Here is a 14,554-nt window from a genome sequence, read left to right as displayed (position 1 = left end):
CGCGGCCTAGCGGGCGGCGGGATCAACCGAAGAGGAAACCGAGCGGGGGCGCCAGGCGCCCGGATGCGTCATGCCGAAATGGCGCGAAGCACGCGGTTGACAAAACTATAGAGACACGTCCCAAATTGACTGCTCACGTTGACGCCTCAAGCGGAAGTTGCATCCCAGAATCTACGCTCAGAATGGGATGCATTTTCCGGATGGGTTGTTGGCGGAAAGTCCATCCCGGAATCGCCCCCCAGAACGGGACGTGCTTTCCGCCAGTCGCCCCGTCCTACTCAACTCCAAAACCCATGCGCTCGCCATCTCAAAACTGGGTAGAAGAAGGCCAAAACGAAACAGTAGGAGGTCAACATGACGGCAGAAGATAAGGCAAAGAACGCCGGCAAGGTCGCGCTCGTCTTGGAGGGCGGCAGTTTTCGCGGGCAGTTTACCGCGGGTGTGCTCGACGTCCTCATGGAAGCCGGCGTCGAGATTCCGGCAGTATATGGCGTATCGGCCGGCGCCCTCAACGGCGTGAACTACAAGTCGCACCAGATCGGCCGTGCCAACCGCATCAACCTGACTTTCTGCAACGACAACCGCTTCATGGGTGCCGCATCGTTTGCGTCCACGGGCTCCATCGTGGGTTACGACTTCATCTTCAACGATGTCCAGGACCGCTTGGATCCCTTTGATAACGAGGCATTCGACGCGAGCCCCATCGAGATGTACGCCGTCGCGACGGACATGCTCTTTGGAACCGCTGCATACCTGCCGGTCAAAAGCGCCGTGCTCGACCTCGATGCCGTGCGCGCCTCGACGTCGCTGCCGCTGGTGACGCCGCCGGTCGAGATCGACGGGCACAAATACGTCGACGGCGGCGTAGCCGATTCGGTCCCCATCGAGCACGTGCTGGAGGAGGCCGGCTTCGATCGCGCGGTTGTCATTGTCACGCAGGACCGCTCGTACGAGAAAAAGCCCTACGAGTTTATGCCTGCCGCACGCGCCCGCTATGCCGACTACCCCTATCTGCTCGAGGCTATTGAGACGCGCCACGACCGCTATAACATCCAGCGCATGCATCTGTGGAAGTATGAGCGCGAGGGCCGCGCGCTGGTCGTTGCCCCGCAAAAGCCTGTCGAGGTCGGTCACGTCGAGCACGATCCGGCAAAGCTTCTCGACCTGTATATTCAGGGTCGTCAGGAGGCAAAGCGTCTGCTGAGTGATATCGAGGCATTTGTCGAGCGCTAGCGTCGCGACATCATTACCGATGGACGACATGTGCAGAAAGTCTGGTCAGAGCCAAAATACCTGTTGACTCGGGCGACGGGCGGGGTAATATGGACGGGTTACTTGCAGAGCCCCGTGAATCTCTGTAACAACACGTACTGTACATGGAGGAGTCTAAGTGATTTCGAAATCGACTCACTACGCCAAGCAGGGCGAGGTCCAGCGCAACTGGGTTCTCGTCGACGCCGATGGTGCTGTCCTGGGCCGTCTTGCCACCCAGATCGCAATGATCCTGCGCGGTAAGAACAAGCCCCAGTTCACGCCCAACAGCGACTGCGGCGACTTCGTTGTCGTCATCAACGCCGATAAGGTCCAGCTTACCGGTAACAAGGCCGACACGAAGACCTATTATCGCCACAGCGGCTACAACGGCGGCCTCAAGGCTGAGAGCTTCCACCAGGCTATGGAGAAGCACCCGGAGAAGGTCATCGAGCGCGCCGTTCGCGGCATGCTGCCCAAGACCACCCTCGGCCGTGCCCAGATGACCAAGCTTAAGGTCTACGCTGGTGCCGAGCATCCGCATGCTGCCCAGAACCCCACGAAGATTGAGCTGGAGGCTTAAAGATGGCTGAGAACACCGTTGTCTACCAGGGTACCGGCCGTCGTAAGAACGCCGTCGCCCGCGTCCGTCTCGTCCCCGGCACCGGCAAGGTGACTATCAACAAGCGTGACGCCGAGCAGTATTTCGGCCGTCATCAGCTCGTTGAGAACGCCCTTGCTCCCTTCAAGGTGACCGATACCGCCGGTCAGTTCGACGTTATCGCTCTGTGCGATGGCGGCGGCATCTCCGGTCAGTCCGGCGCTCTGCGCCTGGGCATCGCTCGCGCTCTTCTGAACGCTGGCGACTACCGTGCTGACCTCAAGAAGGCCGGTTTCCTTACGCGCGATGCTCGCGTGGTCGAGCGCAAGAAGTACGGCCTCAAGAAGGCCCGCCGCGCTCCCCAGTTCTCCAAGCGTTAAGGTTTTTCTCCTTACGAGATACAATGTACAAGCGGGGCCTGCCGATTGCTCGGCGGGTCCCGCTTTTCTTTTTCGACTAGGGTGGGCGAGTGCGTTTTGCCCACTTGGGAAGGAGCGATCCTATGCCCCAGAACATCTTTGGCACCGACGGCGTCCGTGGCGTCGCCAACGCCGACCTCTCGTGCGACCTCGCGTTTCGCCTTGGCCGTGCGGCGACCAAGTTCCTTGGTCCGGACATTTGCGTTGGCCGCGACACGCGTCTTTCGGGCACCATGCTCGAGAGCGCTCTGACCGCTGGCATTATGGCCGAGGGCGGTCGCCCGCACTGCTGCGGCGTTATCCCTACGCCGGCCGTGGCGCTGCTCACCGTCCAAAACGACCTCGACGGCGGCATCGTCATCTCCGCTTCACACAATCCGCCGGAGTTTAACGGCATCAAGTTCTTTAGCCGCAAGGGCATGAAGCTTCCCGATGCCGTTGAAGAAGAGATCAGCGCCTGGGTCATGTCCGAGGAGGCCATGGCTGCCGACACGCTGCCGACCGGCGCCGGTGTGGGCCACATCATCAAGATGAAGGACGCTCGCAAGGCATACGTCGACCACGCTATCAGCACCCTCGACGGCCTTAGGCTCGACGGCCTGGTCGTTGCCGTTGACTGCGGTCACGGTGCTTCCTGCCAGACCACGCCTGCCGCGCTTCAGCGTCTGGGCGCCACGGTCCACGCCATCAATACCGACTACTGTGGCACCGACATCAATGTCGAGTGCGGCTCCACTCATCTTGAGCCCCTGCGCGAGCTCGTGCTGCGCACCCACGCCGACATCGGCCTGGCCCACGACGGTGACGCCGATCGCGTGCTGTTCGTGGACAGCGAGGGCAACGAGATCGATGGTGATTACATCCTGGCCATCTGCGGCTCTGACCTCGCCGCTCGCGGCAAGCTCGCCAACTCCGAGATCGTCTCGACCGTTATGTGCAACTTGGGCTTTTCCATCGCTATGAAGGAACAGGGCTTTGAGATGGTGCAGACCGCCGTGGGCGACCGCTACGTGCTGGAGCGCATGCTCGCGGACGGCGCCGTTATCGGCGGAGAGCAGTCCGGCCACATCATCTTCCTGGAGCACAACACCACCGGCGATGGCCTGGTGACGGCGCTGCAGCTGCTGGCCGTGCTCAAGCGCACTGGCCGCACCCTCACCGACCTTGCCGGCATCATGAAGAAGTACCCGCAGGTGCTCGTCAACGTGCATTCCGACAACAAGGCCGGTCTGGACGATTGCCAGCCCATTTGGGATGCTGTCGCTGCCGCCGAGAAGGAGCTTAACGGTCGCGGCCGCATTCTGGTGCGCCCGAGCGGTACCGAGCCGCTGGTTCGCGTGATGGCCGAGGCCGAGACGCACGAGCTGACTCAGCGCGTCGTTGACGACATCGTCGAGGTTGTCAAGCGCGAACTTCCCTAATGGTCAAAAACCAATGCCAAGTGGTAAACTAGGAAGCTGGTTTTGATTATTGGTATGTCCAAGGGGGAGCATGTTCACTAAAGTCCTAAGGTCTTTTGGTATGCGTGGTCGGGTCCTTACGCTGGATGCTCCCATCTCGGGCGATGTCATTCCGCTTTCCGAGGTTAAAGACCAGACGTTTGCCACTGGCCTTTTGGGCCAAGGCGTTGCCATTCGGCCTACGGGCACGCGCGTGATTGCACCTGCGGATGCCAAGATCGAGGCGATTTTTCCAACGGGACACGCCGTTGCGCTCAACACGGTCGATGGCTTGGATGTTTTAATCCACGTTGGACTCGATACCGTTCAGCTCGAGGGCAAACACTTTACCGTTCATGCACAGGTGGGCGATATCGTCCATAAGGGCGATGTGCTTATCGAGTTTGAACGCGAGGCAATCGAGGCCGAGGGCTACGATGTGACGGTTCCCATTTTGGTGTGCAACTCTGTTGAGTTCTCGAGCATCAAGGGCTCCGTCGGCGAGCATGTCGAGGAGATGGATCAGCTCATCGTCGCTCGCGAGCGCTAACTCGTTCGCTTGCCCTTTGGCCTACAATTCAAACACGTTTACGGAGGGCGCCCTTGAAAGAGGGCGCCCTTCGTGGCAAGATGAAAAATGTCCGAGGCTAAAAGGCTTCGGGTCACCGTGGACGGGCAGGGGCCTCGACGCGGCTAGACACGAGATACATACATTACGCGACCTCGCCCTGGTGGCCGCACACGTTGGTTGCGGCCGACGCAGGCCGCGGGCAAGTGCTTGTAAGGGGAGCCTTGCCTCTCTTCTACGAGAAAGGATGCGTAATGAAGATCATTAAAGCTAAAGACTACGAGGATATGAGCCGCAAGGCCGCCAATATCATCTCGGCGCAGGTTATCCTTAAGCCCGATTGCGTGCTCGGTCTTGCCACCGGCTCCACTCCGATTGGCGCCTACAAGCAGCTCGCCGATTGGTACAAGAAGGGCGATATTGACTTCTCCGAGGTCAGCACCTATAACCTGGACGAGTATCGCGGCCTTTCGCACGATGATCCCCAGAGCTATCACTACTTCATGCGCGAGAACTTCTTCGATCACATCAACGTCGATCTGAATAACACGCACGTGCCCGATGGCTCCAACCCCGATGCCGCCGCTGCCTGCTCCGAGTACGACAGAATCGTCGCTGCCGCCGGTTACCCGGATCTGCAGCTGCTCGGCATTGGTAATAACGGTCATATTGGCTTCAACGAGCCCGATGACCACTTCTCCAAGGGTACGCACTGCGTCGACCTCACCGAGAGCACCATTCAGGCCAACAGCCGCCTGTTCGATAGCATCGACGACGTTCCCCGCCAGGCTTACACCATGGGTACCCAGACCATCATGTATGCCCGCATGATCCTGGTCGTCGCCAACGGCGAGGCCAAGGCTCAGGCTGTGCACGATATGTGCTATGGCCCGGTTACGCCCGAGTGCCCGGCTTCGATCCTGCAGCTGCACACCAACTGCGTCGTCGTTGCCGACGAGGCTGCCCTTTCGCTCTGCGAGTAGTACAATCCGAGCGATTTGTTATTACTTTGTTACAGGCTCCCGTTCTGCGGGGGCCTTTTTTATTATGCATATGCGGAATGGCGGCTAGCTTATAGACTCATGGGCCCTTATACTGCGTCCGTCCGCAATATCTGCCAGCGGAACCAGAATGAGCGCGGACTTTATGGTGTGCATAACATTAGCTTGCCAAAAGCTTGACGGTGGCGCCTCGTATAGCGTGATGCATTCTCTAGCATATTCTATTCAAAAATGCTACTAATGAGTCGCAAACGGTAGCAGCGCGTAGGCGAGTTGCGCAACAAAATATTACAAGCCCCATTGCGTTACACTGCCAAATGAGTGGGACATGCTGGCAAGCGCATTGACCTGCGCAAAGACCGGTTGGTTGGGGGAAAAGTTTCAATCGGCGCTCGCTGAACAAAAACTTGCCAAATGCGAACCGAAAGACAACCTAAAACTCTGCGTCGTTCGATTTACGGGATGGCTTGGGCTGTCTTGCGATTACGGTGTCCATGTGGCCGAGGTAAGGAGCGAGCATGATGAACGGGCTGAACGATACGGACGATCTCGAATTGGCGCCGTTGGGCACAGGTTATATGGTCCGACGTGATCGCCTGATGAGCGAGTTGATTGTCAAGGGCCGCAAGGCGGGCATTGTGTTGCTCTATGCACCAGATGGGTTTGGGAAAACATCGATATTGCTTCAGTACGCTCAGGAAGTCAAAAGCGACCCGACGCGCGGTCTGGTACGAATCATCGAGGCTGACCGCGCGATTGCCCGCGAGGTGTTTATGCAGCTCGAAGTGGTCACAGATGAACTTGAGGACAAACCGCGATCGTTGATTGCGATTGATAACGTCCCCAACCTCGATCAGCAAGATACCGAGGAGCTTATCGATCGAATTCGAGGCCTGCGCACTATGGGGATCGGGGTCTTTGTCACCTGCCGCCCCTCAAATCGCCAGTTGATTCGCGGGCTGGGTGACTCGGTCAAGATCAATGCGCAGATGCTCAAGGTGCATGCCTATGAGTATTCGGCTTGGGCATCGGCGTTCTCGATTAGCACGTCGCTCGATTTTTACCAGCTCACACAGGGTGTTCCCGAGTTGGTTTCGGCTATGCAGACGGGGCTGTACGGAGAGGGCGACGTTGCCAGCTTGCTCGAAAACGAGATTGTCAACGTATACGGTGCGGCACTTGCCGATATGGCATCAATCGATAACGGCGCCCTATTTAACGTGGCGTGCGTGATGGCGCTCATGGGCGAGGGCAAGATTGCGGAACTTGAGGCATGCGGTGTCAGGCTCTCCATGATCAATCAGTCCTATCTTGTTCGTGATTATCCGATTTTTGGTGTCGATCCGGTCGACCGAAGCTTTACGTGTATGGGCACCGAGGATAACGCGCGCCTGAGATTACGAAAAATGGTTGCGGAAATTCGTCCAGAGCTCGTTATGCGCGCGGCACGCATTCTGCTCAAGGCGGGCCGATGCGATGCTGCGATGGATTTGGCAGATGCCTTTTTGGATCGCGACGCCGTCCTTGAGCTTGCTGGACAGTATGGTGTCGATTTGGCTCTGACTGGGCATGGAGGGGATGTCTGCCGCGCGGTACTGAGGACGACGGATGCCGATAAGCCCGCGTTGGAGCCGACGCCCACCGAGGCACTTGGTGTCTATTTGGCGGCGGTAAGCGTTTCGAATACTAAACTGGCCCGGTATATGGCCTCGATTGTCGAACATGCGAGCGCACAGTCGGTCCGCGAGATTGATTTGGTTTCTTGGAAAGTCGCTCAGGTGCTTACGGTCGTCTGTTATGGAGATTGCGAGCTTGGGCTTCCAGCCAATCCTGCGCTTCCAAAAAATGAGGCATCTTGTGCTGCGCTCGATATGCTGTCGGCGCATATCGAGGTTAAGAGCCGGCTGACCGAACAGGCGAAAGACGGCGCAGCGCTTTCGGGACTCAAGGCGAACAAGGTATATGATTGCGAACTCGATATTGCAGAGATTCTCATACGGGCAGATCGGATGTTGGCGGAGCTCTTCGATGGGTCCTTTATGGGAATCGATGAGCGTGACGACGAGATGTCTCGAACACGGGAGGCACTCGATGCTCGTGGGCTTAAGGCACCGGCTGTCTGGGTGCGTATGGTGCTGGCGGCACGGCGTCTGCTTGCAGGCCTGCCAATGACTGACGATACGGCGTTTAATGAGCTCGATCGCTTTGCCGTGCGCGTGCGTGACAATCAAATCCAGCTGTTTGGCCTGCTACTCGAAGGCTGGCAGGCGCTCGCCGAGGGGCGCCCGGTCAACGCGAAGTTCCGCGCGGTCCAGGTACTCAAGCTTGCTGACGAGTCGATCGCATACATGCGCGACAACGCGTTGCTGTTGGAGCGTGCATCAAGCCTTCGCAATACGTCGATGGTGTCGGTACGAGAGGAGGCAGAGCTGCTCGACCTAAGTCGGACACAAGTCGGCGGCGCGGAGGCTTGGGTCGTAGCGCTGCATTTGGCGTCTGCGGGCCGTGACAGCGATCTTGCCGCCTGGATGTCTATGAATCGTTCTGGGATTCTGGAGCCAGCGTATCGGCTGTTTGCACGCCTTGCGATGCATTGCTTGGGCGAGCCTGCTGCCAAGATTCGAAAGAAGCTCCCGGTGCGTGAGCTATCGCGATATTCGCTGCGCGACGATTTGGAGGGAGAGAGCGAGCGGCTGTTCCAGGTCGGCGAGGTCGAACCCGTCGACGCTATCGATCATATCGAGATTCGCATGTTTGGCGCGTTTCGTGCCGAGCGCGACGGATTTCCCATCACAGACAAGATGTGGCGTCGTAAGAAAGCGGCAACGCTTGCCGAGCGGCTTGCGTTGGGTATCGATTCGTTTGTCGATCGCGAGACCTTGGCTATGGAACTGTGGCCACATGCCGAGTACAGTAGCGCCCGTAACAACTTGTATTCGACTGTGTCACGCTTACGATCCGCTTTGGGACCCACGCCAGATGGCAAGTCGTGCGTCCTGATTCAAAACGACTGCCTTGGCCTCAACAGGGATTACGTTAAGACCGATGTGAAGCTATTTGAGCAGATAAGCCGCGAGATTTTGGGTAATCGCACAAGAGTGCGTGGGCCTCACCTGGTCGAGCTGTGTCTTAAGATCGAACAGCTCTATACCGGACCGCTGTATATCCCCAACGGTTGCAATCCGACGTACTTTTTGCGCATGCGCCGCATCATGCAGTCGAAGTTTATCGACTGCATGATTGTGGGAGCAAGCGCTGCCTTGGAAGAAAACGACCTGCAGTCGGCAATCTGGCTGGCAGAAGCGGGGCTACGTCAGGAGACCGCACGCGAGGACATGGTGCGATGCGCCATGCGCGTGTACGGAGCGGCGGGGAGACGCCGCGATATCGTCGAGCTCTATAGCGGGCATATCCATCATCTTAAGGAACAGGTCGCAGGCGTTCCCGAGCCCGAGACCAAGCGTCTCTACGAGCGTCTGGTCGAAAGCAGGGTCAACCGACCGTTCATTGAGCGATAAAAAACGGGCGCCCGCATCATTCGGACGCCCGCAGGCTTGCTCTGTGTGAACCGATCGGCCCTTAGACAAGCTTGATCTTCTCGATATCCTTGCGCGAGGACTCTCGATACAGCGAGAACTTGCGGCCGATAACCTGAACGACGTCGGCGTGGCAGCGCTCGGCGAGTTCCTCGGCGGCCTCGCGGGCAGAAAGGCTGGAGCCGTCCAACACGGAGCATTTAACGAGCTCGTGCTTCTCCAGGTAGGCGACCGTCTGCTCGACGGTACCTTCGTTGACATCGGACTTACCGATGATGATGGCGGGGTTGAGGTGATGGGCCATGCTGCGAAGCTGCTTGACCTGGGCTCCTGTCAGTGCCATGGGATCTCGCTTTCTATGTATGGGGCGCCCCGCGATGGGGCCTTAATCTACGTGAGCTGTCCCACGATAGCGCAGGAACGGCGCGGTGTGGAGCGCGTTTGCCAGTTCGCAAAGAATGCGGATGCCGGGCGGGTAGACGATGCATGCTTTAGATGGGCTACGGTCGGGGCGCAGAGACCGGCTCCCAGGCGATAAACGCCCATCGGACCTTGCGGATGTGGTCGAGCATGTAACGTCCCTGCGGCACGCCCTTGGATCCCGGCTCGCCGGCATGGGGGTTCTCGATCATATGTTGGGCGATATAGTCGCGCAGACGATCGATCTTATCCTCGTTGCCATGCTCGAGCATACGGGAGAGGTCCGCCACGCCGGCCTCGAGGCTATCGAAGGTGTCACGACGGGGCGATTCAAAATACGTGACCTGCGGTAGTGCACCCATCTGAATAAGGATGTTAAAGGCGTACACAAAACCATTGCTGCGGGTAACCGAGGCGCCGATGGCATTCATCACGTGCAGGTCATAGCGCGGGCTGGAGTTGGCGACCATCGTGACAGCACAACGCCGCCGAGCCGTACGGTCGAGCTTGGCAAGCGCGCCTTTTAGGTCGTTCGTAGTAACCGAGCGACTCGCAAAGGCAACATCTACCGCTTTCGCGACCGGACCGACCAAATCCCAGTCATCATCCCAAGCAAGCTCAAGCGGTGTAATGCGATCCTCGAGCCCATAGTACTCAATGCCGGCATCAAGCGTGCCCAACATAGCAGGGGAAAAATCAGCGGCAATCACGGGATGTCCAGCCTGAGCAAGCGGAATAGCAATCGACCCAGCCCCACACCCCATATCGAGCACGGATTCACCAGGCTTTAACGCCAACAGCTTCATAAAGTCCCGGGCATATGGAGCAGTCTCAAGCGGCCGAAAATGCCGAGCCCGCTTATCCCATTCAAAAGAATCATCAGCCCGATGCCGACCAGCCTGCAAGCGCATCCATTCCTCATTCCAATCCGCAGAAAGCAGCTCAGAACGAACATCCCCATCAACCACGGGCCATCCCCCTTACAACAAAAAAGCGGCCCCTCCCAAAAGAAGAGCCGCAACCAGCATATATCAGAAAGAACCGATCCAACGCCAAACCGCAGTATCGACCACGTAGTGCAGGAGCGAAGCAACTGCAACCGGGATAGAACCCAACCGAGATCCCGTTGTGCGGGAGCCCCGGTGAGGGCAAATATATAAGGTCGATCGCGAGTTCCGCACGAGCCGGAGAGCACTTAATGTGCTCTCCGTGCGAGTCAGGACTGTCCGAGCAGGCGACCTTATATATTTGCCCTCCCCCGGGGCTCCTCGCCAGTCCCCCTCAGCTAGTTCTTGAGCGAGTTCAGCGGCGCCGGGAAGCGTCCACCGCGGTGGGCAAGCACGGTGCCGGCGTTGGGGTTCACCGGCATGATGGGCGCACGGCCAAACAGACCGCCATACTCAACGCAGTCGCCCACGCCCTTGCCGATGGCGGGGATCACGCGCACGGCCGTGGTCTTATTGTTGATGACACCGATGGCCATCTCGTCGGCGATAATGCCGGCGATAGTCTCGACCGAGGTGTCGCCGGGAATGGCGATCATGTCCAGGCCAACGGAGCACACGCAGGTCATGGCCTCGAGCTTCTCGAGTGAAAGCGCGCCGGCCTCGACGGCGGCGATCATGCCGGCGTCCTCGGACACGGGGATAAAGGCGCCCGAGAGGCCGCCCACGCTGGAGCTGGCCATGACGCCGCCTTTCTTGACGGCATCGTTGAGCATGGCGAGCGCGCAGGTCGTGCCGGGGCCACCGCAGGTGCCCACGCCGATGATCTCGAGGATGCGCGCGACGGAGTCGCCGACGGCAGGCGTAGGCGCCAGCGACAGGTCGACAATGCCCTTCTCGACACCTAGGCGACGGGCGGCCTCGCGGCTCATGAGCTCGCCGGCACGGGTGATCTTAAAGGCGGTCTGCTTAATCTTTTCGGCGACTTCCATCATCGATGCGGAATCGGGCAGCTTCTCCAGGGCTGCGGCCATAACGCCGGGGCCCGAGACGCCTACGTTGATGACGGCGTCGGCCTCGCCACCGCCGTGAACGGCGCCCGCCATAAACGGGGAGTCCTCGACCATGTTGGCAAAGCAGACAAACTTGGAAGCACCGACGGAATCCTCATCTGCCGTAAGCTTGGCGGCATCGATGATGGTCTGAGCCGCCATGAGCACGGCGTCCATGTTGATGCCGGCGCGCAGGCTGGCGACGTTGACGCTGGAGCAGACGCGGCTGGTGGTAGCGAGCGCCTGGGGGATGGACTGGATGACGCGGCGGTCGGCGTCGCCGATGCCCTTCTGGACGAGTGCGGAGAAGCCGCCCAGATAATCGATGCCGAGCGTCTCGGCCGCGCGGTCGAGGGCATGCGCGATGGGGGTGAGGTCCTCATCCTTGCAGCATGCGGCGATCTGCGCCACCGGGGTGACGGAAACGCGCTTGTTGACAATGGGGATACCGTACTCGCGCTCGAGGTTCTCGGCGGTCTCGACCAGATGCTCAGCCGTGTGCGTCACGTGGTCGTAGATCTTCGTGCACATGCGGTCGAGGTTCTCGTCGCCGCAACCCATGAGCGAAACACCCATGGTGATGGTCCTGATGTCGAGGTTCTGCTCCTCAACCATGCCGCGGGTTTCCGCGATTTCTGCGGGCGTGATCGCCATCCTTGCACTCCTATCTGCCAAAATGAGCATAGTCTTGTCTATTCTAACGTGCCGCACGTGCCAAGTGGCGCATGCGGCACGTTTTGGTGCTCGGTTGTTTCCGTTGTGTTACTGCCCAAAGACCTCTTCGGCGATACGAGCGCTTTCAGCAGCGTCCTTGGCGTAGTAGTCCGCGCCGATCTGCTTGGCGTATTCGGGGGTGAGTACGGCGCCGCCTACGATGATCTTGACGCCCGGCACCTCGGCATGGAGCAGCTTGATGGTCTCCTCCATAGCGACGACTGTGGTGGTCATAAGCGCCGAGAGGCCGACGAGCTTGATGTCGCGCTCCCGTACGGTCTTGAGCACCTCCTGCGGGTCGACGTCGCGGCCTAGGTCAAAGACGGTATAGCCGTAGTTATCGAGCAGCATCTTGACGATGTTCTTACCGATGTCGTGGATGTCGCCTTTGACGGTGGCCACGCAGATTTTGCCCTTGTCGGCAATCTCGCCGGCGGGCATCCGGCGCTTGATGGTGTCAAAACCCACGCGCGCGGCCTCGGCCGAGGCCATGAGCTGCGGCAAGAAGAACTTGCCCTGGTCAAAGAGGATACCAACCTCGTCGAGGGCGGGGATAAAGTGGTTGTTGATGAGGTCCATGGCGTCGTGGTCTGCCAGCAGACGCTCGGTCTCGGCCGCAATCTCGCCTTTGCGGCCCGAGACGACCATGCGACGAATCGGGTCGTCGTTGCCGTCGGTGCCGTCGGTGCCAGCGGCGGGCACAGTGTCGGTCGATACTGTCTGAGCCGCCGCCGGGTTCGCGGCGATCTTGTACGGATCGGTCCAGCTGGCGTAGCGCTCGATGTATCCGGTCGAGCCCTCGTCCTCAACGCTCAAGACGCGATAGCTGTAGACGGTATCCATAAAGCGCTTGGAACCCGGGTTCATGATGGGGGCGTCCAGGCCCGCGCCAAAGGCGGCAGCCAAAAAGACTGAGCCCAGCAGCGGGCGGGCGGGCAGACCAAAGCTGATGTTCGACACGCCGAGTGCACATTTGACGCCCAGACGCTCCTTACACAGGGACATGGCGCGCAGGATCTGCTCGGCTTGGCGTTGATTGGTCGAGGCGGTCATGACCAGACAGTCGATGAGGATGCGGTCCGGTCCGATGCCGTAGCGGGCGGCCTCGGCCACGATGCGCTCGGCGATGGCGAAGCGAGCCTCGGCGGTATCGGGAATGCCGCCTTCGTCGAGCGTGAGGCCGACGACGTTGGTGCCGTAATGGGCGACCAGCGGAAAGATCTCATCCATGATCTGCTGTTTGCCATTGACCGAGTTGATGATGGGCTTGCCGGCGTAGCGGCGCACGGCAGCCTCGACGGCGGCGGGATCGGTGGAGTCGATCTGCAACGGCAGCAGCGTGGAACCCTGGAGCTGTTCGGTCGCCTGTTGGATGATCTTGACCTCGTCGATCTCGGGCAGGCCCACGTTGACGTCCAGGATGTCGGCGCCTTGCTCCTGCTGGCTGATGCCCTGGCTTACGACGTAGTCCAGGTCGCCGTCGCGCAGGGCCTGCTGCAGGCGCTTTTTGCCGGTGGGATTGATGCGCTCGCCGATGACGGCGATCTTGTGGCCGTCACAGGGAAGGTCCACGACCGTCTGGGCGCTTGTGACCGACATGCTGGGCTTGCGGTGGCGCGGACTGGGCGTGTGGTTGTCGATAAGCGTGCGCAGCGCTGCCATGTGCGCCGGCGTGGTTCCGCAGCAACCGCCCACGACGCTCACGCCGTCGGCGATCATGCCGGCGACGGCCTTGGCGTATTCGGGGGCCTGGATGTCAAAGACGGTGTTACCGTCGTCATCCACGTGGGGGAGTCCCGCGTTGGCCTGCACCATAACGGGCTTGTCGGTAACGGTGAGCATGCGTGCGGCGAGTCCTCGGAGCTCGGCCGGTCCCTGGCTGCAGTTGATGCCCAGGACGTCGGCGCCGATGGCGTCGAGCGTGATGGCGGCAACCTCGGGACTCGTACCCAGGAAGGTGCGGCCGTCTTCCTCAAAGGTCATGGTGGCAAAGACGGGCAGGTCGGAGCTCTCGCGGCAGGCAAGGACCGCCGCCTTGATCTCGGCAAGGTCGGTCATGGTCTCGATAATAAAGAGGTCCACACCCGCCTCGACGCCAGCGCGCACTTCCTCGGCAAAGAGGTCATAGGCCTCGTCGAAGCTGAGGGTACCCAAGGGGCGAAGCAGCGCACCGATGGGGCCGATGTCGCCGGCGACGTAGCGGGCACCGGCCGCGCGGGCGCAGGCGACGGCGGCGGCAAAGACATCTGCCACGGTGGCGGCACCGTCGAGCTTGTGGGCGTTGGCGCCAAAGGTGTTGGCGGTGATCACATCGCAGCCGGCCTCGACATACTGACGCTGAATATCGGTAATGACCTGGGGCTCCTCAAAGTTGAGCAGCTCGGGCAGGGCGCCGGCCTTCATGCCGGCCGCCTGCAGCATGGTGCCCATGCCGCCGTCGAACAGTAGGTGCCCCGTGCCCTCGATGGCGGCGCGCAAGCGATCGTCCTTAATGCAAAGGTCGTCGATCGTGCGCGTCTTGTACGTGGCGCCCTTGCGGCGGGCGGCATCAACGGGCGCCGCCAGCGCGGCGCCGTCCAGATCATGAGTGATAAGCGGAGTAAACATCG

General features: G+C 60.0%; 11 protein-coding genes. 7 read left to right on the top strand and 4 right to left on the bottom strand.

The genetic code is table 11. The features are described from left to right. Window positions 1–354 precede the first annotated feature (354 nt). The 7 genes from FYJ40_RS07595 to FYJ40_RS07565 all read left to right on the top strand — a co-directional run bounded on the left by FYJ40_RS07595 (window position 355) and on the right by FYJ40_RS07565 (window position 8,797). On the top strand, window positions 355–1,233 hold the full coding sequence (locus FYJ40_RS07595) for a patatin family protein (RefSeq protein ID WP_154517988.1): 879 nt from the start codon (window positions 355–357) through the stop codon (window positions 1,231–1,233). Between the two features lie 157 nt (window positions 1,234–1,390). Then, window positions 1,391–1,834 (top strand): 50S ribosomal protein L13, encoded by a 444-nt coding sequence (gene rplM, locus FYJ40_RS07590; RefSeq protein ID WP_370450665.1) that lies wholly within the window; start codon window positions 1,391–1,393, stop codon window positions 1,832–1,834. A gap of 2 nt (window positions 1,835–1,836) precedes the next feature. Then, window positions 1,837–2,232 (top strand): 30S ribosomal protein S9, encoded by a 396-nt coding sequence (gene rpsI / locus FYJ40_RS07585; RefSeq protein WP_022094634.1) that lies wholly within the window; start codon window positions 1,837–1,839, stop codon window positions 2,230–2,232. A gap of 122 nt (window positions 2,233–2,354) precedes the next feature. Next, window positions 2,355–3,692 carry a phosphoglucosamine mutase gene (gene glmM / locus FYJ40_RS07580; protein ID WP_154517985.1) on the top strand — a complete coding sequence of 446 codons (1,338 nt, stop codon included), beginning with the start codon at window positions 2,355–2,357 and terminating at the stop codon, window positions 3,690–3,692. A 100-nt stretch (window positions 3,693–3,792) separates the two neighbouring features. After that, window positions 3,793–4,260, top strand: a complete 468-nt coding sequence (locus FYJ40_RS07575) for a PTS glucose transporter subunit IIA (RefSeq protein WP_370450664.1) — start codon at window positions 3,793–3,795, stop codon at window positions 4,258–4,260. 272 nt (window positions 4,261–4,532) lie between these two features. Next, window positions 4,533–5,261, top strand: a complete 729-nt coding sequence (gene nagB / locus FYJ40_RS07570; RefSeq protein ID WP_154517979.1) for a glucosamine-6-phosphate deaminase — start codon at window positions 4,533–4,535, stop codon at window positions 5,259–5,261. A 539-nt stretch (window positions 5,262–5,800) separates the two neighbouring features. Next, window positions 5,801–8,797: a BTAD domain-containing putative transcriptional regulator gene (locus FYJ40_RS07565; protein ID WP_195838613.1), complete on the top strand. Its 2,997-nt coding sequence runs from the start codon at window positions 5,801–5,803 to the stop codon at window positions 8,795–8,797. 61 nt (window positions 8,798–8,858) lie between these two features. On the opposite strand, the gene FYJ40_RS07560 is transcribed toward FYJ40_RS07565, so the two are convergent. From FYJ40_RS07560 to FYJ40_RS07545, 4 genes are all read right to left on the bottom strand, one after another. Then, window positions 8,859–9,158: a YhbY family RNA-binding protein gene (locus tag FYJ40_RS07560; protein ID WP_117839974.1), complete on the bottom strand. Its 300-nt coding sequence runs from the start codon at window positions 9,156–9,158 to the stop codon at window positions 8,859–8,861. A gap of 157 nt (window positions 9,159–9,315) precedes the next feature. Then, window positions 9,316–10,041, bottom strand: a complete 726-nt coding sequence (locus FYJ40_RS07555) for a methyltransferase domain-containing protein (protein WP_154517973.1) — start codon at window positions 10,039–10,041, stop codon at window positions 9,316–9,318. 479 nt (window positions 10,042–10,520) lie between these two features. After that, complete coding sequence (locus FYJ40_RS07550; protein WP_154517970.1) at window positions 10,521–11,885, bottom strand: PFL family protein; 1,365 nt, start codon at window positions 11,883–11,885, stop codon at window positions 10,521–10,523. Window positions 11,886–11,993: 108 nt separating this feature from the next. Beyond that, window positions 11,994–14,552 carry a homocysteine S-methyltransferase family protein gene (locus tag FYJ40_RS07545; protein WP_195838611.1) on the bottom strand — a complete coding sequence of 853 codons (2,559 nt, stop codon included), beginning with the start codon at window positions 14,550–14,552 and terminating at the stop codon, window positions 11,994–11,996. Window positions 14,553–14,554: the final 2 nt, after the last annotated feature.

It is taken from the genome of Collinsella sp. WCA1-178-WT-3 (M1) (genome assembly GCF_009696325.1).
Taxonomy (GTDB): domain Bacteria; phylum Actinomycetota; class Coriobacteriia; order Coriobacteriales; family Coriobacteriaceae; genus Collinsella.
Note: the sequence above shows the minus strand (reverse complement) of the source record. Positions and strands in the feature narration are given on the sequence as shown.